The organism is Bacteroides luti, from assembly GCF_900128905.1.
Taxonomy (GTDB): domain Bacteria; phylum Bacteroidota; class Bacteroidia; order Bacteroidales; family Bacteroidaceae; genus Bacteroides; species Bacteroides luti.
Map to the genome: position 1 here is coordinate 20233 of NZ_FQTV01000019.1, position 22660 is coordinate 42892.

General features: G+C 35.9%; 16 protein-coding genes, 1 tRNA gene and 1 pseudogene. 9 read left to right on the forward strand and 9 right to left on the reverse strand.

The features are described from left to right. Positions 1 to 55: 55 nt before the first annotated feature. Positions 56 to 442, reverse strand: coding sequence for an START-like domain-containing protein (locus tag BUC21_RS14415; protein WP_073403681.1), 387 nt, complete (start codon positions 440 to 442; stop codon positions 56 to 58). Between the two features lie 189 nt (positions 443 to 631). On the opposite strand from BUC21_RS14415, the gene BUC21_RS14420 reads away from it, so the two are divergent. Further along, a tRNA-Met gene (locus tag BUC21_RS14420) sits at positions 632 to 705 on the forward strand. 191 nt (positions 706 to 896) lie between these two features. Here BUC21_RS14420 and BUC21_RS14425 read toward each other — a convergent pair. After that, positions 897 to 2213: a rhamnogalacturonidase gene (locus BUC21_RS14425; protein WP_073403753.1), complete on the reverse strand. Its 1317-nt coding sequence runs from the start codon at positions 2211 to 2213 to the stop codon at positions 897 to 899. 288 nt (positions 2214 to 2501) lie between these two features. Between BUC21_RS14425 and BUC21_RS14430 the strand changes: the two genes are divergently transcribed. The 7 genes from BUC21_RS14430 (at position 2502) to rodA (ending at position 10879) form a co-directional block, all read left to right on the forward strand. Beyond that, complete coding sequence (locus BUC21_RS14430; protein ID WP_073403683.1) at positions 2502 to 3179, forward strand: DUF554 domain-containing protein; 678 nt, start codon at positions 2502 to 2504, stop codon at positions 3177 to 3179. Between the two features lie 422 nt (positions 3180 to 3601). After that, positions 3602 to 5125 (forward strand): bifunctional phosphoribosylaminoimidazolecarboxamide formyltransferase/IMP cyclohydrolase, encoded by a 1524-nt coding sequence (purH, locus tag BUC21_RS14435; protein WP_073403685.1) that lies wholly within the window; start codon positions 3602 to 3604, stop codon positions 5123 to 5125. Positions 5126 to 5131: 6 nt separating this feature from the next. After that, complete coding sequence (locus tag BUC21_RS14440; RefSeq protein ID WP_073403687.1) at positions 5132 to 6151, forward strand: rod shape-determining protein; 1020 nt, start codon at positions 5132 to 5134, stop codon at positions 6149 to 6151. Positions 6152 to 6239: 88 nt separating this feature from the next. Beyond that, positions 6240 to 7091 (forward strand): rod shape-determining protein MreC, encoded by an 852-nt coding sequence (mreC, locus tag BUC21_RS14445; protein WP_073403689.1) that lies wholly within the window; start codon positions 6240 to 6242, stop codon positions 7089 to 7091. Beyond that, complete coding sequence (mreD, locus tag BUC21_RS14450; protein ID WP_073403691.1) at positions 7088 to 7585, forward strand: rod shape-determining protein MreD; 498 nt, start codon at positions 7088 to 7090, stop codon at positions 7583 to 7585. The genes mreC and mreD overlap by 4 nt, the downstream gene beginning before the upstream one ends. A gap of 2 nt (positions 7586 to 7587) precedes the next feature. Continuing rightward, positions 7588 to 9441: a peptidoglycan D,D-transpeptidase FtsI family protein gene (locus BUC21_RS14455; RefSeq protein ID WP_073403693.1), complete on the forward strand. Its 1854-nt coding sequence runs from the start codon at positions 7588 to 7590 to the stop codon at positions 9439 to 9441. After that, complete coding sequence (gene rodA / locus BUC21_RS14460; protein WP_073403695.1) at positions 9422 to 10879, forward strand: rod shape-determining protein RodA; 1458 nt, start codon at positions 9422 to 9424, stop codon at positions 10877 to 10879. Before BUC21_RS14455 ends, rodA begins: the two co-directional genes overlap by 20 nt. A gap of 19 nt (positions 10880 to 10898) precedes the next feature. Here the strand turns inward: rodA and BUC21_RS14465 are convergent, their stop codons facing one another. The 5 genes and pseudogenes from BUC21_RS14465 to BUC21_RS14485 form a co-directional block, all read right to left on the reverse strand. Next, positions 10899 to 11432: a gliding motility lipoprotein GldH gene (locus BUC21_RS14465; protein ID WP_394332765.1), complete on the reverse strand. Its 534-nt coding sequence runs from the start codon at positions 11430 to 11432 to the stop codon at positions 10899 to 10901. Between the two features lie 252 nt (positions 11433 to 11684). Next, positions 11685 to 12738, reverse strand: a pseudogene (locus BUC21_RS14470) (PSP1 domain-containing protein); the annotation flags it as partial. An 11-nt stretch (positions 12739 to 12749) separates the two neighbouring features. Beyond that, positions 12750 to 13874 (reverse strand): DNA polymerase III subunit, encoded by a 1125-nt coding sequence (locus BUC21_RS14475; protein WP_073403701.1) that lies wholly within the window; start codon positions 13872 to 13874, stop codon positions 12750 to 12752. Between the two features lie 2 nt (positions 13875 to 13876). Further along, positions 13877 to 14830, reverse strand: a complete 954-nt coding sequence (gene metF / locus BUC21_RS14480) for a methylenetetrahydrofolate reductase [NAD(P)H] (RefSeq protein ID WP_073403703.1) — start codon at positions 14828 to 14830, stop codon at positions 13877 to 13879. Positions 14831 to 15103: 273 nt separating this feature from the next. Then, positions 15104 to 16024, reverse strand: coding sequence for a DsbA family protein (locus BUC21_RS14485; protein ID WP_073403705.1), 921 nt, complete (start codon positions 16022 to 16024; stop codon positions 15104 to 15106). Positions 16025 to 16178: 154 nt separating this feature from the next. On the opposite strand from BUC21_RS14485, the gene BUC21_RS14490 reads away from it, so the two are divergent. Next, a complete protein-coding gene (locus BUC21_RS14490) occupies positions 16179 to 16523 on the forward strand; it encodes a cupin domain-containing protein (protein ID WP_073403707.1) in 345 nt (114 codons plus the stop codon). A 220-nt stretch (positions 16524 to 16743) separates the two neighbouring features. On the opposite strand, the gene BUC21_RS14495 is transcribed toward BUC21_RS14490, so the two are convergent. Then, positions 16744 to 18882 carry a RagB/SusD family nutrient uptake outer membrane protein gene (locus BUC21_RS14495; protein WP_073403709.1) on the reverse strand — a complete coding sequence of 713 codons (2139 nt, stop codon included), beginning with the start codon at positions 18880 to 18882 and terminating at the stop codon, positions 16744 to 16746. 26 nt (positions 18883 to 18908) lie between these two features. Further along, the gene (locus BUC21_RS14500; protein ID WP_073403711.1) at positions 18909 to 22175 is read right to left on the reverse strand and encodes a SusC/RagA family TonB-linked outer membrane protein; all 3267 of its coding nucleotides are present in this window, start codon (positions 22173 to 22175) and stop codon (positions 18909 to 18911) included. Positions 22176 to 22660: the final 485 nt, after the last annotated feature.

Sequence of the window (22660 nt, forward strand, 5' to 3'; positions counted from 1 at the left end):
TTAGTATAAAAAAAGATGTTCACGCATACTTTTGATTATTTTTATAAATTTGATGCTACATTCCACATGCTCTTTTAAGCGTATCAATCTGAGAGTTCCATAGTTCAAACTGGTCATCTTTCTCTTCCGGGTCAACGAAATCAGTAATTTCCAGTACGTAGTCACTTGTTAGTTCATTAAAGTTCATTTTGAACTCAAAATAGCTTTTTTCATCTTCATCATCCAGCCAATGGAATCTGACGAAAGAATTAATTCTTGTTCCAATCAATTCGGCTTTTCTAACTTCTGATTTACCCCAGCAGAAAGTGAATGTTTTATCTTTCATTTGAACTTTATCGGCAAACCAGTCTTCCAGACCGATAGGAGTGCTTATTGCATTCCATATAATGCTTCGTGTGGATGCGTTTAAAAGGTATTCTATATGAATCTTTTCTTTTTTCATAGTGCTTGTGTTTTCTGTGCGCCAAGATAAAGACTTTTTTTGAAATTTGAAGTATATGATACTAAATTATGCGTTTTTTCTCTTGCTTTTTAAATAAAATCACTCTTTTTGGGGTTAAAATCGAAAAAAGTATGGCAAAATTTTGCAGGTTTCAAAGATTTCTATACCTTTGCACCGCATTTAAGAAATGGCGGGATAGCTCAGCCGGTTAGAGCGCATGATTCATAATCATGAGGTCCCCAGTTCAATCCTGGGTCCCGCTACATTTTAGGAATAAGGCATTTGAGAGGCTTCCACTCTTGGGTGCCTTTTTCTTTTTGTTTGAAACTTAATTTGGGTTGAAGATTTTTAGTTTATTAAAACCAAAGATTTGATCTGTGGTTTTTTGAATAGAAGTCTGTTTAAAAAGAAACCTCCATAAAGTTGATTAAACTGCTTTATGGAGGTTTCTTTATTAATTGTTTTTAATCTTCACGTTGTTTACAATAACGTTCTTCAAGATGAATGGTTTTATGGCATTCTGGTTTATTTTGCCATCCTTCGCTTTTATATTTAGATTCTCAAAAGTGAAGTTTGTGAGTTTGTATTTATCAGACTCTTTCACGTTAAAGAAAACTTCGCATTCTAAGTTGATATTGCGCATTGTTACATTAGCAGAATAGGAAAGCGGCATATCTTTTCTGTCTTTTAGGTCGAAGAATTGACTCCAGGGCTTTATGAAAAGAAAGCTATTGGCATTACCTTTAATATTTTCCACCAAGATATATTCATATTTTTGAGGAGTATCGGGGCGCATCTTAAGCCATAATAAACGGTTTGCTTTGTCTACTGTGCAGCGGCGGAGGATTATATTTCGGTCGTGAATGGATTCACTGCCGCAAGTAAGTGCGCTGTGGCAGAAGCCGTATGTGCAATCTTCTATTATTATATTAGTATTGCTTCCGTTGGTTGGGTCTTTATCGGCCCAGGTTCCTTTTCCTCCTTTAAGTGCAATTCCATCGTCGTTTGCAGAGATAAAGCAATTCTTAACAAGGAAATTGTTGCAGGCGTCTATGTCTATACCATCAGTGCTAGGTGCTTTAACTGGTTCTGCTGGCGAAAATATATATAGATTAAGCATCTTTACGTTATTACATCTGTAAAAGTGTGTCGTCCAAAAGGGAGAATTGATAAGATGAATCCCCGATATTTGTACATCGTTGCTATTAGATACGTAAAGTAATCGAGGTCGTAGTTCGTCCATGTTGGTACATTTGCTGTTAACAGCACGACGTTTCCAGAAAGATTTCCAATAACGCATACCGTTTCCATTGAGTGTTCCTTCGCCCGATATTGTGAAACCGTTCACATGGTCGGCATTTACCAATGCAGGGAAATATTTCAGTGTCTGTCCTTCCATGCGTGTTTCAACAATAGGGAAATTGCTTATATCATCACTACCTTTTAATACGGCATTCTTTTCTAGATATAGATGCGTTTTAGGTTTGAAAAAGATAGAGCTGCTTAGAAAAGTTCCTTGAGGAATTACTATTACGCCACCACCGTTTTGTTCTGCACGATCTATAACTGCTTGTATTTTTTCTGTTTGCAGAATGGTGCTGTCGTTTATAACTCCGTAATCGGTAATCCGATATATTTTTCCTAAAGAATTAATATTAACCACTTCATTCTTTCTAAACCAGTCGGGGATAGGTGTTCCATCGGGAAACTTTTCTTGAGAAAATACTTGTGTGTTAATAAAAATGGCAAATAAAAATATTATCAATTTGATGCTTTTTTTATTCATTTTGATCTTTTTAGAGTGTTTATTAATGAAATATAAGCAAATATATTTCGTTTTTTGTTTATATGCAAATTAAGTCTTTATCCTAATTATTTATTTAGTTGCAAGATGCTGCGTTGAATTGATTTTTTAGTTAAACTCATGAGGATTATTAAACTAATCTGTTATTATATTTGCTATATTCTTCGGGTGATTTGCAAAAAAGATGTTATTTTCGCAACTTTATAATTAGGTAAAGCTCTATTTCTGTAAATTTATAAATAATCACCTCATAATATGATTGGAACTATCGTAAATACAGCTGCAGTTGTTGCAGGCGGAACTATTGGACTATTGCTGAAAAAAAATATGCCAGAGCGAGTTACTTCTATTTATTTTCAGGCAGTTGGGCTGTTTACGCTGGCTATAGGTATTACTATGGTAGTTAAAATGGAAGACATTTTGATAATAGTGGGAAGTTTAGCTATAGGCTCGTTGCTGGGTGAGTGGATAAATGTAGAGAAGGGTGCAGAGCTGATGAGCGGAGTTCTGAAAAGGAAGTTCCGTATTGGAAGCGATAAATTTTCAGAAGGGCTGATAACTGCATTCTTATTATTTTGTATAGGATCGATGACTGTGTTGGGAGCAATTCAGGAAGGTACGGGAGGTTCTTCCGATTTATTATTTACTAAATCATTGATGGATTTCTTTTCGGCAATGTTACTTGCTTCAGCTTTTGGTCTTGGAGTTGTTGCTGCGGCTGTTCCGTTGTTTATTTTTCAAGGTGCGTTAACTTTGCTGGCGATGTATGCCGGTTCCCTATTTACTCCGCATATAATTCTTGGGCTAACAAGTGTTGGTGGAATTATGCTAATGGGGCTTGGGATAAACATATTAGAAATAAAGAAACTGCGCATAATGAATATGTTGCCCGCCCTTGTAGTTGTTGTGCTAATGCTTTGGTTATTTAAATAATTTTATTCGCCAATAAAATTTATTTATTGGCGAATGCCTGGAATTTATTGGCCAATAAATTTTGGTGATTGCCCAATCCTTTCATCTTTGTTATTAAATGGGTAATAAGATAAAGCTTGTTGGTTTACTTTTGTTTGTTTTATAGATATTTGTTTTAGTGTGAAAGATAGTAACTGATGTTTAAGAAAACTAAAACTAATGAGATCTTTAAAATCTACTTTTTGTATTTTCCTTTGTGAACCCAGGCTTGAAAATCTTTTTAGCTGGGTGTTTTTGTATACCTTAAAATCTTATTGCATGAAGTTCTATTTATTAGATCATTAAAAAAACTGTGAAAATATTCATAAAACCAGCCAATTTTATATGTGGTATAAAACAATAATTTGTACCTTTGCGCATTGAAACACCTAATATGCAATTAAATGTCTGAAACAAAAAAAATTAAAACCGCTCTCGTGTCGGTTTACCATAAGGAAGGATTGGATGATTTAATCACCAAACTCCACGAGGAAGGAGTTGAATTCCTGTCTACAGGAGGTACACGTCAGTTTATTGAATCTCTAGGTTTCCCTTGTAAGGCTGTAGAAGACCTTACTACTTACCCATCAATTTTAGGCGGTAGAGTAAAGACTCTCCATCCAAAGGTATTTGGTGGTATTTTATGCCGTAGAGAGGTAGAACAAGATCTTCAACAAATAGAAAAATACGAGATTCCAGAAATAGATTTAGTCATTGTTGACTTATATCCATTCGAAGCAACTGTTGCTTCAGGAGCTGGTGAAGCTGCTATCGTTGAAAAAATTGATATAGGTGGTATTTCATTAATTCGTGCAGCCGCTAAGAATTATAAAGATGTTGTTATTGTAGCTTCGCAAACTCAATACAAACCATTGGCAGATATGTTGATGGAGCATGGAGCAACTAGTACAATCGAAGAACGTCGTTGGTTTGCTAAAGAAGCTTTTGCGGTTTCTTCACACTACGATTCTGCTATCTTTAACTATTTTGATGGCGAAGATTGTTCTGGATTCCGCTGTTCAGTAAACGAGCAGAAGCCACTTAGATATGGCGAAAATCCTCATCAGAAAGGTGTTTTCTTTGGTGATTTGGATGCAGTTTTTGATCAGATTCACGGAAAAGAAATTTCATATAATAATTTACTTGATATAAATGCAGCAGTTGATTTGATTGATGAATTCGATGAAACAACATTTGCTGTTTTGAAACATAACAATGCATGCGGATTGGCTTCTCGTCCTACTGTGGTTGAAGCTTGGAAAGATGCTTTGGCTGGCGATCCGGTTTCAGCTTTCGGAGGTGTTCTAATCACAAATTCTGTAATAGACAAAGCTGCAGCAGAAGAAATAACTAAGATTTTCTTTGAGGTTATTATTGCTCCGGATTATGATGTTGATGCTCTGGAAATATTGACACAAAAGAAAAATCGTATTATATTGGTTCGTAAGGAAGCTAAATTCCCAAAGAAACAATTCCGCTCATTATTGAACGGTGTATTAGTACAAGATAGAGACTTAAACATAGAAACTTCTTCAGATTTGAAGACTGTAACTGTAAAAGCTCCAACTGAACAAGAAATTGAAGATATGCTGTTTGCTAATAAAATAGTGAAGAACAGTAAATCTAATTCTATTGTTCTGGCTAAAGGAAAACAATTATGTGCAAGTGGTGTCGGTCAGACATCTCGTGTTGATGCCTTGAAACAAGCAATCGAAAAAGCTAAAGCTTTCGGATTTGATTTGCAAGGAGCAGTGATGGCAAGTGATGCATTCTTCCCATTCCCTGATTGTGTTGAGATTGCACATAAAGCAGGTATAACTTCTGTAATCCAGCCTGGAGGTTCTGTTAGAGATCAAGAATCTTTTGATTATTGTAATGAGAATGGTGTAGCAATGGTTACAACCGGAATCAGACACTTTAAACATTAATAAAAAATGGGATTATTTTCTTTCACTCAAGAAATAGCGATGGACTTGGGTACTGCCAATACCATCATCATCAGTAACGGTAAAATTGTAGTTGATGAGCCATCTGTAGTTGCTTTAGACAGACGTACAGATAAAATGATCGCTGTAGGTGAAAAAGCACGCCAGATGCATGGCAAAACACATGAAAATATCAGAACTATCCGTCCACTTCGTGACGGTGTGATTGCTGACTTCTATGCATGTGAGCAAATGATGAGAGGTATGATTAAGATGATGAATACTCATCACAGATTGTTCTCTCCTTCTTTGAGAATGGTTATCTGCGTTCCTTCTGGAAGTACCGAAGTTGAATTGCGTGCAGTACGTGATTCTGCCGAACATGCCGGAGGACGTGACGTCTATTTAATATTCGAACCAATGGCTGCTGCAATTGGTATTGGTATTGATGTAGAGGCGCCGGAAGGAAATATGATTGTTGATATAGGTGGTGGGTCTACCGAAATTGCAGTTATTTCATTGGGAGGTATCGTCTCAAACAAATCTATCCGTATTGCAGGTGATGATTTAACATCGGACATTCAGGAATATATGGGTCGTCAGCACAACCTGAAAATAGGTGAGCGTACAGCTGAACAGATTAAGATTCATGTTGGTGCTGCTTTGACTGAACTTGAAGATGCACCGGAAGATTTTATTGTTCACGGTCCTAACAGAATGACAGCTCTTCCAATGGAAGTTCCTGTATGCTACCAGGAAATAGCTCATTGCTTGGAAAAATCCATTGCTAAAATGGAAACAGCTATTCTTAGTGCATTGGAACAAACTCCGCCTGAATTGTATGCTGATATTGTACACAACGGTATCTATTTAGCTGGTGGAGGTGCTCTATTGAGAGGACTAGACAAACGTTTAACAGATAAAATTAATATACCTTTCCATATAGCTGAAGATCCTCTTCATGCTGTAGCAAAAGGAACAGGAGTAGCATTGAAGAATGTAGATAAATTCTCATTCCTGATGCGATAAATATAATATGCCGGTGTGCAGATATACAGATCTACATATTTTGAGATCTGGATATCTGCATATCGGCTAGTTACTACTTTGGAATTATATGCGGAACCTACTAAACTTCCTGATTAAATATTACTACTGGTTTCTTTTCTTTCTGCTAGAGATTATCAGTTTTACTTTATTGTTTCGCTTTAATCACTATCAGAAAAGCTCTTTCTTTACATCCAGTAATGCTGTTGCTGGTGAAATATACAAGATAAAAGGAGATGTAACTTCATATTTCTATCTTAAAGAAGCTAATGAAGATTTGCTGGATCGTAACATGCTGCTTGAACAACAACTTGCTAATTTAAGGAAGGAATTACAAGGACGTGGGGTGGATTCCTTGGATATTAATGGCATGAATGATCAGATAGCCAAGAATTCCAATCTAATAAAAGCTAATGTTATTAATAGCTCATTAATAAAAGCCGATAACTATATAACTTTGGATAAGGGATCTAATGATGGCGTTCATAGTGAAATGGGAGTTATTGACAGAAATGGAGTTGTTGGTATTGTGTATATGACAACACCTAAATATTCAGTCGTTATATCTATGCTAAATACAAAATGCAGAATAGGTTGTAAGATATTAGGTAGTGGCTATTTTGGTACAATAAAGTGGGAGGGAAGAGATTCTCGTTATGCATATTTAGATGATCTGCCCAGACATGCTAAATTTGGTTTGGGAGATACTATTGTGACAAGTGGTTACTCGGATGTTTTTCCGGCAGGAATTATGGTTGGAACTGTTGATCATATAGGTAATTCTAAAGATGGACTTTCTTATCAGTTGAAAGTTCGTTTAGCTACAGACTTTGGCAAACTTAATAGTGTGAGGGTTTTGCCTAAAGCAACACAAATGGAACAGAAACTTCTTGAAGAATCGGCAAACAAGCAGGAACAATGATAATAACATATTTAAGGCGAATAAAGTGGTTTATAGCACTTGTTTTAATTCAGGTATTGGTGCTTAATAATGTGCATATTGCAGGATTTGCTACTCCATATATATACATATATCTGATATTGAAGATGTCTTCTGGGACTTCCAGAAGTGAGATGATGTTATGGGGATTCTTTCTCGGACTGACAATTGATATGTTTTCTGATACCCCTGGAATGAATGCTGCAGCTACAACTTTTATAGCTTTTATCCGTCCGCTCTTCTTGCGTCTTTTCTCTATGCGGGATAGTACAGACGAGTATGTTCCTGCAATAAAAGCTATTGGTGTTTCTCCTTTTGTAAAGTATGTAATATTGTGTGTGTTGCTTCATCATACTGCATTATTGATGATTGAATCTTTCTCTTTATTCGATCTGAGCACTTTGCTGATAAAAATAGGAACTAGTACAGTAGTTACTGTCTTATGTATAATGGGTATTGAAGGATTAAGAAAATAAACGTGGCTAGGGATTTTAATTTAGAAAAAAGAAGATATGTTATAGTGGGTATTGCCATTACGGTTGTGCTTCTCTATATTACACGCCTTTTTGTTCTTCAGATTATGTCTGATGATTACAAAAAAAATGCAGATAGTAATGCCTTTCTAAATAAGATTCAATATCCTTCAAGAGGTATTATCTACGACCGAAATAATAAATTGCTTGTTTATAACCAGCCAGCATATGATGTGACTGTAGTGATGAAAGAGATTGAACATCTTGATACTCTTGATTTATGTCAGACTTTAAATATTACAAAAGAATATTTTATAAAGCGAATGGCTGATATAAAAGACAGATCTAAAAACCCTGGCTATTCTCGTTTCACAAATCAGCTGTTTATGGTACAACTTTCGGCAGAAGAAAGTAGTGTTTTGCAGGAAAAGTTATTCAAATTTCGAGGATTTTATGTTCAGCAACGTTCTATACGACAGTATTCATATAATTCTGCAGCACATATATTAGGTGATTTAGGTGAGGCGTCAATGGCAAATATAGAAGATGACGATTACTATGTGCGTGGAGACTATATAGGAAAGCAGGGCGTTGAGAAGTTTTATGAAAAGCAACTGCGTGGACATAAAGGAGTTGAAATTCTTCTAAGAGATGCTCATGGACGTATTCAAGGTAAATATTTGAATGGTAAACTAGATAAAAGACCTATACCTGGAAAGAACTTGCGACTTTCCATTGACATTGAACTGCAAAAGTTTGGTGAAAAGCTTATGGGATCTAAAATTGGAGCTATAGTAGCTATTGAACCTGAAACTGGGGAAATACTTTGTCTGGTCTCTACGCCAACATTTAATCCGGCAGATATGGTTGGACGTCAGCGAGGGAAAATGCATATGGAGTTGGAACGAGATCCAAGAAAACCTCTATTTAATAGAGCTTTAATGGCTTCTTATCCTCCGGGATCTACTTTTAAACCAGCTCAGTCATTAATCTTTCTTCAGGAAAAGATCATAACTCCTTCTACTTCCTTTCCATGCTACCATGGATTTGTAGTACCTGGACTTAGAGTAGGATGTCACTCTCATCCCTCGCCGCTGCCTTTGGTTCCTGCATTGGCCACTTCATGTAACTCCTATTTTTGTTGGGGGTTATATAAGATGATTGATAATAAGAAATATCTGAATTCTGATTCGGCTTTGACTGTATGGAAAGATCATATGGTGTCAATGGGATTTGGATACAAATTGGGTATTGACCTTCCCGGAGAAAAGAGAGGTTTGATTCCTAATGCTAAGTTCTATGATAAAATATATGGCAAAGGACGCTGGGGAGGTTTACGCATTATTCATACAGCAATCGGGCAGGGTGAAGTATTGCTCACACCTCTTCAAATAGCTAATCTGGGAGCTACTATCGCTAATAGAGGACATTTCAGAACTCCTCATGTTGTGAGGAGTATTATTGGAGGAAGATTAGATAGCACTTATCTATACCCCAAATATACAACAATTGATCCAAAGTATTACTCTTATATAATTAAGGGTATGCGTGGAGCTGTTGAACATGGAACTTGTACCAGAGCAAACTATATGCCTGAAATGGAAGTTTGCGGTAAAACTGGAACAGCTCAGAATAGGGGAAAAGACCACTCTGTTTTTATGGGATTTGCACCTATGAGCAAGCCTAAAATTGCCATTTGTGTCTACGTAGAGAATGGTGGTTGGGGAGCAACTTATGCCGTTCCTATTGGTGCATTGATGATGGAGCATTATCTCAAAGGGAAAATTGCTCCAGAGAGAGAAAAGCTAGTTGAAAGTTTAAGTAATGCTGTAATATCCTATGGAGCCCAGACGCGTTAGTTTATGGAAGTCTGTTGATTGGACAACTATAATAATATATTTGATACTGATCACTTGTGGTTGGTTCAGTGTATGTGGAGCCAGTTATAACTATGGAGATACTGACTTCCTCAGTTTTGGTACAAGAGGTGGAAAGCAATTAATGTGGATACTGTGCTCATTCGGTTTAGGATTTGTACTGTTAATGATAGAAGAAAGAATATACGATATGTTCTCTTATATTCTTTATATAGGGATGCTGTTCCTGCTTTTTGTTACGATATTTATAGCCAGAGATGTAAAAGGATCTCATTCCTGGTTAAGCCTCGGTCCAGTTAGTCTTCAGCCCGCAGAGTTTGCCAAGTCTGCTACGGCTCTCGTTTTAGCGAAATATATGAGCTCTTATTCATTTAATATGAGAAAGTTTAAGAGTGCTTCGTTATTGGCCCTGCTAATATTGCTACCTTTAGGATTGATTATTTTGCAGAGAGAAACAGGATCTGCTCTTGTATATCTGTCTTTCTTCCTGATGCTTTATAGAGAAGGAATGCCCGGTGCTATTTTGTTTTCTGGTGTATGTGCCGTAATTTACTTTATTGTAGGTATACGTTTTGGTGATATAATGATAGGACAAAGTCCAACTCCTATTGGTCAGTTCTCAGTATTACTGATGATTATAATATTTGTTGCTGGAATGGTTTGGGTCTATATGAAACAATGGGTACCAATCCGTAATATTATTATTGTCTGCGTACCTATTTTGTTGCTAGCCTTTCTTTTCTCTAAATTCGTAGTTCCGTTTAATCTTGTTTGGGTTTTACTTCCTATGTGTATAATCCTTGCCGGATATATGTTTTTCCTTTCATTAACGGGTATGAATAAAGGCTATATGTTAATTGCTTTGTTTGCTGTTTCTTCTGTGGGATTTCTTTATTCAAGTAATTATGTATTTGATAATATACTAGAACCACACCAGCAAATTCGTATTAAAGTTGTTTTGGGGATGGAAGAAGATCTTACCGGAGCAGGATATAATGTGAATCAATCGAAGATAGCAATTGGGTCAGGAGGCTTATATGGCAAAGGTTTTCTTAATGGAACGCAGACTAAGCTTAAGTATGTGCCAGAACAAGATACAGACTTTATATTTTGTACAGTAGGTGAGGAGCAAGGATTTGTTGGATCATCTATTGTTTTATTGCTGTTCCTAATTCTTATAATACGACTTGTAGTACTTTCAGAACGGCAATACTCAGCTTTTGGACGAGTCTATGGCTACTCTGTGGTCAGTATATTCCTTTTCCACTTATTTATAAATATTGGGATGGTGTTAGGTCTTACACCTGTTATTGGTATTCCTCTTCCTTTCTTTAGTTATGGAGGATCTTCGTTATGGGGCTTTACAATCCTTTTATTTATTTTTTTAAGGATTGATGCCGGAAGGTCTGAGAAACACTAGACAATAGAGATAAAGGAATTTATTTTTTCCGTTTTATCTCTATACCAACATCGTTAATTCCAATTAGAACATTGTCCATCATTCCGTGACTTAACTTGAATGTAAGATTGCCAGAACGTTTTGGAGCAATAAATGTATAGCTACATGCCGATTGGTAAAGGTTGCCAACTCCTGTTCCTAACCATTTTCCAGATTCGTCGGCAAGTGAATATTGAATAGTATCAGTCACAAAAACAGTACTATCTTGTGTATTATGTGATATGAACAGGCATAAATTACGATAGGGGTAATCTATTCTATTGCGTACTTCTACAGATATACGATAAGTTGCAAGTGAATCTGTTATTGGTGCCTTAAAAGTGAGTGTATCACTCTTCTTCCATCCTTCTTTGGAAACATGAAGAAAAGAGTGATACATTGTATCGGAATCACATGCTGACAGCAGGATAACTGATAACAGCAGTATTAATTTATTCTTTTTCTGATTGAGGCTTATCATCTCGTTGTTGAGGTCTATTGTTTGGTCTTTTTCTTCGTCTGTTTCTATTCGCATTTCCACCTTCACTTCCTTTATAGTTTTCGTTAGTGCTTTTATTGGTGTTTTCAATAGAAACCTTATTTATATTCTCATTTTTATTTTTGATCTCAACCCTTCTTCTACTCTCATTACGGTTTCCGCCTTCATTTCTATTTGCAACTTCGTTGTTATTTCTATTTGGATTCTCATTACGGTTTCTGTTTTCTTGTTTGTTTCTGTTTCCGTTGTCATTTCTTTTGGTGTTTTTATTCTCATTGCCTGATTTACGCTTATCAAAACGAGTAAGGCTTTCCTGCTCAACTAAATCTACAGGCTTCTGTGGCTCAGGCTTTTTCTCTGATTCGTGAAGGTTATCAGGCTTGATTCCTTTGCGATTAAGATTGATAACTTCAAAAGCTCTTCTCCCAGAGATGGTAACCAAGTTTGCAGCAAAGTTCTTATCTGTTGAATATGAGATTTCATTTCTCAATATATCAGCTTTAAAGAAATAGAATGTACCGTCTTTTGTTTCAAGTTCTATTTCTCTTGAAGGCAATCTCTTTTGAGCCTCAACATAACAGTCTACCTCATAATTCATGCAACATTTAAGCTTAGCACATTGACCAGCGAGCTTCTGTGGATTGAGGGAGATATCTTGTAACCTAGCTGCACTGGTAGATACTGATACAAAATTAGTCATCCAGGTTGCGCAGCAAAGCTCTCTACCGCAAGGACCAATACCACCAATTCTTCCAGCTTCTTGTCGGGCACCAATTTGTTTCATTTCAATTCGTACACGGAACGTTTCTGCTAAAACCTTAATTAATTGTCGGAAGTCAACTCGTTCATCAGCGATATAATAAAATATGGCTTTATTACCATCACCCTGATACTCAACATCACCGATTTTCATATTGAGATTAAGATTTGCAGCTATTTGCCTTGAACGGATCATTGTATCGTGTTCTTTAGCCTTAGCTTCTTCAAACTTTTCAATGTCTACAGCTTTAACTTTGCGATAAACACGTTTGATTTCAGTATTTGGCTTGAATCCTGTTTTCTGCATTTGTAAAGGAACTAATCTTCCTGTCAATGTAACAGTACCAATGTCGTGTCCGGGAGTTGATTCCACGGCTACCACATCTCCTTTTTCCAGCTTTAATCCGTTACTGTTCCGATAGTATCCTTTGCGTGTATTTTTAAACTGTATTTCAACAAGGTCACTTTCGTCACTACTCCCAGGAATATCAGCTAGCCAATCGTAAGTATTTAATTTATTATCTTGTCGGGAGCAGCCTTTGCAGCATAGCTTCCCGCTTCCGTTATGTAATTTATAATCCATTTTTATATTATTTATTGTTTCAGCAAAACGATCATTTTTAATGAAAAATCAAAAAATACCATTTTAGCATTCACATTTTGTTCAATATGTTGTTGAGCCATTGTAAGTTCATCCATTATTCCCATAGCATTTCGTTCATTTACAAACGGTGCAAATCGAACAGAAAAATTATATTCATCTCTGTTCATGTATGTAAGCTCGTTATGATGAAAGTTTAGAATAAAATTCTCACGGATCATTCGTTGTGCATATTCAAGAAAGTCTTTTTGTCTTTCACGCCCTATTCCTGCAAGTAACTCACTCCATGCTTTCATTTCTTTTATTTTTCGTTGATAGGAGAGGCGCATCAGGCTGACGAACAAATCGAAGAAAAGTTTTTTTTCTTCATTAAGATGAATCTGTTCCATTGCACGGATAAAATTACCGTTAGCAAGGTGAGCAGTGATTTGTGCATCCTGATCTGTTAACCCATAGCTGTTTTTTAGCTTTTCAATGATGCTTTCTTCTTTAATGTGGCGCACATTTACCCTTTGAGTACGACTTAATATTGTTGTAAGCATTAGGTCGGGTTGCTCAGATACAAGCAGGAATACTGTCTTTGCAGGAGGCTCTTCAAGTAACTTTAGTAGCTTGTTAGAGCAAGCTTCATTCATTTTCTCTGGTAGCCAGATAATCATTACTTTATAACCGCCTTCACTGCTCTTCAAGCTTAGTTTCCTAAGAATCTCATCGCTCTCTTTTGTGTAAATCATGGCTTGGGAATTTTCTGCATCCATTTCTTTTAACCAATGATTTAGATTAAAATATGGGTTGTTTATCACAAAATTCCGCCAATCTTTAATGTAGTCATCACAAACAACCTCTTTTTGATTTTTTTTCTTCACAATTGGGAAGACAAAATGTAAATCAGGATGAGCCAATTTGTTCATCTTTACACATGAAGGGCAGATACCACAAGCATCTTCTTCAGTATGGTTTGGGCAGAGGAGGTATCTGGCATAAGCAATAGCCAATGGTAATTTGCCTACGCCTTCTGGTCCACAAATAAGCTGTGCGTGAGGGATACGGTTTTCCTTCACTTCTAAAAGAAATTTCTTTTTAACTTCTTCTTGTCCTATTACCTCTCTGAAGAACATAATTAATATATTAGCTTAGCTACTTCTTTAATACTGTCTACAGCGCCCACAGAATAGAAATGAATGCTTGGTAGTCCGTGTGCCATTAGTTCACGGCACTGCTCCACGCACCATTCAATACCCAATTGTTTTGCATCTGCATCATTTTTGCATTTCATAGCCTCATTTGCCAAGTCTTCTGGAATATCAACTTTAAAGGTTTTTGGAACCATACTTAGCTGAGATAATTTGGAAAAAGGCTTAATTCCTGGAATTATTGGAATTGTAACTCCTGCTTTTCTGGCACGGTCTACAAACTCAAAGAACTTTTTGTTATCGTAAAATAATTGAGTAACTGCATATTCAGCGCCAGCTTCCATCTTCTTTTTTAACCAGTAAATATCTGTATCAATATTAGGCGCTTCTTCATGCTTTTCAGGGTAGCAAGCAACTCCATAAGAAAATGGTTGCAAGGAAACTTTCATTTGTTCACCATCAACGAATACTCCTTTATTGAATTTGTTTATTTGTTCTTGAAGTTCAATTGCATGATAATAGCCATTGCCTACTGGCTTGAAAACAGGTTCATGTTTGGCTTTGTCACCACGAAGAACTAATAAATCGGTAATGCCAAGAAACTGCAAATCAAGTAGTACATATTCGGTTTCTTCCTGAGTGAATCCACTACATAAAATGTGCGGCACAGCTGTTATATTGTATTTGTTTTTAATCGCAGCAGCCACAGCTACTGTGCCGGGACGGCGACGAACGTTGCTGCGTTGGAACAATCCATTGCCTAATTCCTTATAAATATACTCACTACGATGTGTGGTTATGTTGATGTATTTAGGGTCGAATTCCTTTAATGTATCTATAGTTTCATATAGCTTTTCAATGCCAGTTCCCTTTAAAGGAGGCAATATCTCAAACGAAAAAGCTGTTTTGTCATTACTCTTTATTAATTCTATAACTTTCATTGGCCTAATTTCTATTGCGACATTGATGCCGCTAAATATGCATATTGTTGCAAAAATAGCAAAAAAAACATATTTTTGAGTCAAATTTAAGCTTTTTACATTTATAGACTAAATATTTCATTAGTGCTTTTTTATATTTTATGCCATAAGGCTTCTTGAAAAAGTGAAAGTCTTATGGCATAATCTGTGCAGAATCTATTGTTTTAGAAATAATGCAGTAATATTAGAGATTATTTTATATGTCATCTTTGCATTATTTGAGGCTTTGTTATTTTATATCTTGATCCAGAGTATTCCCTTTTTGGATATGTATTTATCTATGAACTTTGAATTATATAAGCTATTTAAAATATCCAAAGCATCACTATCATGCCTGTCTGTAATTACAGCAAATTCATGAGTTGTAAGAGTTGGGTAGTAATCAAATAATCCTTCATGAGTTTTGAAAATTAGGTGTTTTATAGCTTCAGGACACAATTTAAGCAAAGCCTCTTCAAAATCTTTATATGGCCGTACGCCATATAGTTCTACTTTCATGCCATCAGCATTCGTGAAAAATAATGTAGGAAACCCTCTTACGCCCATTTGTTTACTTATGTCTAAATCTTCTTTAAATGTATGTTGGGCATCACCTTCAAAATCTTTTTTCAATTGATCAATATTTAATTCAGCATATAATGCAGCTTCTTCTATCCATTTCCACTTTGAGATGTTTTTCTTTTCAAGAAAAAGCATTTCTTTTATTCTCCTGAGAAATACGAGTGAAATTTCATTATCCTGTATTTGCGCAGCTTTGAAGGCAATTGAAGGTGGGTATGAAGAAGATAAAGGATCTTCCAGCCAAACATCTCCATCAATAGGCATCCCATAATAATTGCCAACTTCTTCCCAATGATGTGCTACATCTGCTGGTTTGTTGATTTTACTATTGCTCTCATTTTCCCAATTGGAAAGAAGTCCTCCCATTTTATATTCTATTTGATAGTTCTCCCCATACTCCAGTTTTAATTTCCTTAATTGAGGCTCTATCCCCCAACATGCAGAGCATATAGGGTCTGTATAATATAGAATATGTACAGGCCTCTTGGGAGAAGAAATTTCTGCGTGACTGGTTTCTGTTTTAGTTTCCGGATTCTCATTAACCTCGGTCTGATGGGTATAAATCAGAGGATTTATATTTATAATGTCGCTCATATTAATAGATTTATTAATTTGTAAACTACTAATTTAGTAACAGCTAATCTCTATTTTTGTTCTCTGGTACTTTTTAATTTATTAGCATGATAGTGTATTAGAAAAGAATTACATAATTTTGAGCATTAATATTACTAAGATAAAAGATTTGATAATGAAAACTTGTAGCAAGAAATTTATTTTTGAAAAAGAGAATGAGTGGGAGCCAGCCGGTGAAGGAGTGGCTCGACAGATTATGGGATATGATGGACAACTGATGCTTGTTAAAGTTAAGTTTGAAAAAGGAGCAAAAGGTGTGCTTCATACTCACTATCATACTCAGACTACTTATGTGGCAAGTGGAAAATTTGAATTTTCAGTAGATGGTGAAATGCAGATTGTTGAGGCTGGTGATGGAATTTATATTGCCCCAGATGCTGAACATGAATGTACATGTATTGAAGCCGGCATACTTATTGATTGTTTTAGTCCAATGAGAGCTGACTTTATTTCAAAATAATCATTCTATTAATAAATGGATATTTTGAGTGCGTATGATTTTAAAATTATGCGCACTTTTTTATTAAGAATATCTTGAGTTTTCTCATCTTTATTTTTAATTGATTTTTAAGTCTTGGTCTGTAAATTGACTAGTCAATAATAGAAAGAAAGAGGATACCAATACATATTTGGTACCCTCCACTTAAAATTTAAAACTAGTTTATAGCTATTAAACTATTTTATTTCTGAGCAAATCCATATCCGTTAGTAATCTTACCGTTTGAACTTGAAATTGTATTTGCATTCATAGGTACAAGATAGATTGGAGGAGTTCCTTCTGTATAATTGAGGAATACATTTGCCAGATATTCAGCTTTGTTATCAACAATTGTTTTACCCCAGTCTACTCTTTTATAACCATTAGCAACTAAAGCTGCAGCTTCAGCTCCGTTTGGATCAATATAATTGAACAGTCCTTTGATTGCAAGGTTGGTATTGGCTATTTCTGTAAAACCTGTAGTAACATTCTGACTTGCTACAGTTGCCCAGTCATCGTTTTGGCCTCTCCATCCTGGAAATAGAACAGGATCGTTATTATCTGTACATTGAGTTGTTAATCTAAATCCGTATGTACTTTTAGCATTAACTGATTTTGTCCAAATATAGTTTGATATAGTATTACCATTTTCAAAAGTATAATATCCTTTTGTCTCAAGACCATTGACCATATTAGTTAATTGAGTCTTTAATTTAGTAATAGCTTCTGGTAACTTACCTGTGCGAATCAAGTCATAACGACGTAATCCTTCTCCACCAAATTCAAGTTTACGTTCTTGTGCAATAGCTTCTTTCAAACTACCACATTTAGTGATAAAACCGTCAAGATTAGCAAGTGTTGCATTTGCAAAAGCACGTTCATGAACTTTACGTAATTCTTCTTTAGCTTTTCCGTCTTCACCTAATTCTGCATAAACTTCAGCTAACATTAAAATTACATCTGAGAAACGCATATAAGGATTGTTAATGCCTGAATTACGTTGTTTTGCAGTATAAGGACTAGTCATTCTGTTTTCGTCCCACTTATTATTTGAGATACCACCCTGTGATTTAGAACTTGGTAGAAAGCTAATCATAACTTCGGCTCCTTTTCCTGAGCTTGCAGTAACTGTTGCCGTTACGTCACGACGCATATCATTTGGATCGAAATCTCCATAATAGTAAGTTGGATGGAAACGAGATTGACCATAGCTCTTTCCTGGATATGCATTAGAACCACCACCATCAGAAGGACGTCCGAAAGCATAAGGACGTTCAGATGATTGACCACGTGTTTCAGGTATTTCATAAACAGATTCTTCTGAATATAATGCATCACCATTCATTGTTTCCTGGAATACAAGCTGGAAAGGATTGCCAAATACTTGTCCGGCTTTACTGTTGGATCTGCTGTCTTTTGTGATTAATTTAACTGAACCGTGATTAGCAACACAAGCTTCCAAATAAGTTTTTGCAATTTTGTAGAAATCAAGATAGTCTGTTCGTCTGTTATAAACGGCCCCGTTCTTTTCAGAGCCAATCTTTGTAAATGAAATAGTTTTGCCATCAATATTTTTATAAAAATCAGCTCCAAGGTCTGTTCTGCGGGTTGCATATCCACCTGCATATAGACACATACGGCCAATTAAGCCCTGAACGTATGTACGAGTCATGTATGTTACTATTGCATTTGCATTTTCTCCTACATGATACATTAACGGTTCAACTTGCATAAGTTTTTTGATGTGGTATTCGTATATTTCATCACGTGAAGTTAGCCCTTCTGCCTGAACACCAGGAACTAATTGATGAGGAACATCTCCGAAGAAACGACATAATTCAAAATAACAAGTTGCACGTAACGCTACAGCTTCACCATAAAGCTGAGATAATTCACTTGGTTTTCCTGCACTCATGTATGTATTGAAAGACGAAGATGTTTCAAACAAGTTTATGAGTGTATTAGTTGTAGCTATTATTGAATAAAGATTTGTCCATGCTGTACTTCCATCGCTGAAACTGATGTCGAAACTTGATACAGCATCTCCATTTGAATATAAATTTTCTGGAATATGACGGGTTTGAGCTGAATATTTTTCAGGGTGACGTTCTGAGTCAGAACCTACAACACATAAATCATAAAATAATCCATTAGCATGAACAAACGCTTTACTTCTCCATAACTCATATGCATTATTTAAAGCTGCACGAGTACTTGATGGATCTGAAAATACAAAATTAACGTCTGCGTCAGATGGAGATGTTGTTTCCAGAAAGTCATTACATGATGTGGTAAGGAAAAGCATACCAGCACCAAACATTGTATATAATATCTTTTTCATTTTGTTACTTTTTAAATTGTACCATATTAGAATTCAAGGTTAAGGCCAACAGTAAATGTTCTGGCACGAGGATAGCTACCCCAATCTAATCCGAGTGTAGGGAACTTACCTGAGTTCGCTGCGGTTGATTTGTTTGAGAAAGTATTAACTTCTGGATCTAAGCCAGAATATCCGGTAATAGTGAATAGGTTACCACCTGTTACGTAAACACGTAGACGTTGAATACTTGCTTTCTTTGTTAAGTTCTTAGGAAGTGTATATCCTAAAGTTAAAGTATTCATACGCAGGTAAGATGCATCTTCTACAAATGTTGAAAGAACAACACCGTTTTCATAATATGGCAATCCATATTTTGCATTAGCATTTAATGTATTCAAAGCTGTTGGATCAGTAACAGCAACTAAATCACCAGATGTGTTTATATCATACACTTTATACCAGTCTTTTACAAATGCAAGACGGTTGGCACCTATAGAAACGTCTTTGTTTCCATACATATTAGCCATTGCATTAGCATTGTAAACTTTGCCACCAATGGCCCATGCAAAACCTGCACTTAAATCAAATCCCTTATAGTTCATGTTAAGGTTGAAACCTCCGGTATGTTGTGGAGTCACTTCACCAAGATCTGTTACATCTTTGGTATCAACAACACCGTTACCGTCTGCATCATGAAGTTTTATAGCACCAGGGAAAGCGTTTTGTCCTGTTGCTTTCTTAATAGGGGTTGGATAATTACCAGTAATAGTAGGAAGATCAGCAACACCACTTTTTAAGGTATAAACGCCTGTTGAACTATTGTAATCAAAGTCATCGGCTTTATAGAAACCGTCGCATTTATATCCGCGAATTAATCCTACTGATGATCCAACTCTGAATAAATAGTCATAATTAGGTTGTGTTGCTGTTGAAGCCCATTGAGAACCATATTCTGCTGTAACATCATCTCTTAACTCTTCAATATTGTTTTTATTAAAGTTGTATGTAGCACTAACATTCAAAGTGAAATCTTTATTTCGGATAATATCAGCTCCAAGAGAAAGTTCAAACCCTTTGTTTGAAGTCTTTCCAATATTTTGGAACTGATAAGAATATCCGGTAGTCTCATCAATTGGAACTTCCATAAGCAAATCTTTAGTAGAATTCCAATAAGCATCCAAAGAACCATAAAGGCGGTTATTCCAGAAACCGAAATCAACACCGATATTTCTTGAAACTGTTGTTTCCCATTTTAAGTCAGGATTTGAAAGCATACCAGCTGGTTTATATACAGTAGATGTTTTGCCATCAGTAGTAATGGTTGAAGTAGTCCATGTTTCTTTCCATAAACTAGGGTCAATGTTGTCGGCACCGGAAGTACCATAAGATAAACGAAGCTTAAGGTTATCTAACCAACCTTTTGAACTTTCAAGGAATGGTTCATCAGAGATACGCCATGCAAATGCACCTGCTGGGAAATATCCCCAGTGATTGTTTGGAGAGAATTTAGAAGAACCATCAGCACGTAATGTACCGGTTAACAGATAACGTCCTTTGAATGAATAGTTAGCACGTCCAAAGAATGAAAGAGTTTTGCTGGGAGTTCCAATAGTGTTTGAGTAAGAATCTTTTCCAAGAGCAGGATTTGTCATGTTTATCTTACCAAAAGCTTGGTTGAAATCAAAGCTGGCAGAATATCCGGCACCGGTAATCTGTGAAGAATTAGATTTTGATGCTAAAATTTCATTACCTAAAAGGAATGATAGGTTGTGATCCTTTCCTAATCCTTGAACTTCATAATTCAATGTTGTAGCAGAACGAACGTTCCAGCTGTCTCCCTTAGTCAGTTTTGCATATTTGTAGCTATTGGTAAGACCGTTTTCGTAATATTTGTTTTCGCTTGTGGTACGGCCTAAACCTAATTCAGTACGTGCAGTAAGTCCTTTAATTATATCCCATGAAACAGATGCTATTCCACGAAGATTATTCTTGGTGTTTTTTTGAATCACATCATTTACTAAATCAACAACATTATATGTCTGGTCTACGTTTGAGTCACCATTACCAAATCCGGCAAAGTTACCAGTTCCAAAAGGTTCGTCGATTGGGCGGAATGAGTATGCATTTGAAAGCAATGAACCTTTACCGTTTGTAGCACTATCTTCTTTACCATCAGTTTTAATTTCAGAATATCTGATATCGAAATCTACTTTCAGGTTAGGAAGTAATTGTTGTTGAACTTTCAATGAACCGTTAAAGCGACTGTAGCCAGAGTTAATTTTAATACCGGCATCATCCAGATAGTTAGCTGCAAAGGCAATCTTAGTTTTTTCGTTACCACCTGCTATGTTCAGGTTATGATTTTGTCCAATTGCAGTACGAAGAATATCATCAGTGTAATCATGACTCTTTACACCTGCATATTTAGCATAATTGTTACCGTTAGCGCTACCTACACCAAAATATTGTGCAACTGAGTTACCATAAGCACTACCCAATGCTGTAGCATAACTCCATGTATGAAGAACATAATCCTGTGCATCCAGCACATCGAGTGTTTTAGCTACCGTTTTAACCTGCATGTAAGAGCTATATGATACAGATACTTTTTCAGCTTTGGCACCCTTTGTTGTTACAAGGATTACACCATTGGCACCACGTGCACCATAGATAGCAGTAGAAGATGCGTCTTTCAAGACATCGATACTTTCAATCTGATCTGATGGAATATCAGAAATAGAACCTACAGGGAATCCATCAACAATGAACAGCGGATCGTTTGATTGTGTAATAGAACCACCACCACGAACGCGGATTGAAACTTCTGCACCCGGACGTCCATCCTGAGCTGTTACAGATACACCCGGAAGTCGGCCTTGTAATGCCTGACTAACGTTTGAAACCGGATTGGCAATAAGTGCTTCATTATTAACAGAAGCAACAGAACCTGTTAAATCGCGTTTTTTAACTGTACCGTAACCAATAACAACTACTTCATCGAGTGTTTTGGCATCTTCCACCAACTTAACATCAATTTTATTCTGATTGTTTACAGGAACAACTTTTGTATTGTAACCTATAAAAGAGAACTGGAGTTTACTATTGGCTGGTGCCGAAATAGAATATTGACCATTGATATCTGTAATAGTTCCGTTTGTTGTACCTATTACTGATACGTTTACTCCAATCATTAGTTCACCATTTGTGTCTGTAACTGCACCTGTGACTAAATGACCTTGTGCAAATGAGGTAAGGCAAAGCATACTCAGAAATAGAGTAGCAAGTGCTTTCCTGGCAAGCATTTTTCGAATCATAATTTGTATTTTTAATAGTTAGAAATTTATGTGCAAAGGTTTTGTTTTTAACATTTTTACATTGTTTGCAAATTTATATTTTATTGCAAGAAAACAGTGTTATATATTGATTCATTATGTGGAAATATTGATTTAATGTATGAATAACCCTTTTAATAAGGGTTGTAGATGTACCTTAAAATAATTGATTCTTAATGTAGAAGAAATGACGCATGCTTAATTTAGGTTATCATTGAATAAAATTAACTTAAAGTAGATTAGGTTTTGCTATTGCTGAGAATAGATATTTTAAAATTCAGAGAAAGTGTTTTTAACTGTCTGTTTTGTCGTTTTAATCTGATTTATATAGCAATTTCTGATTATCGATTCGCCGCTAAAAAAATGTATTTGTCTTTGCATATTCCAAGATTTTTTTAGAATCTTGCACAGATATTGTGTTTACTATATAAAAAAACGGTTAATAATATCACTAAATTAATTTATAT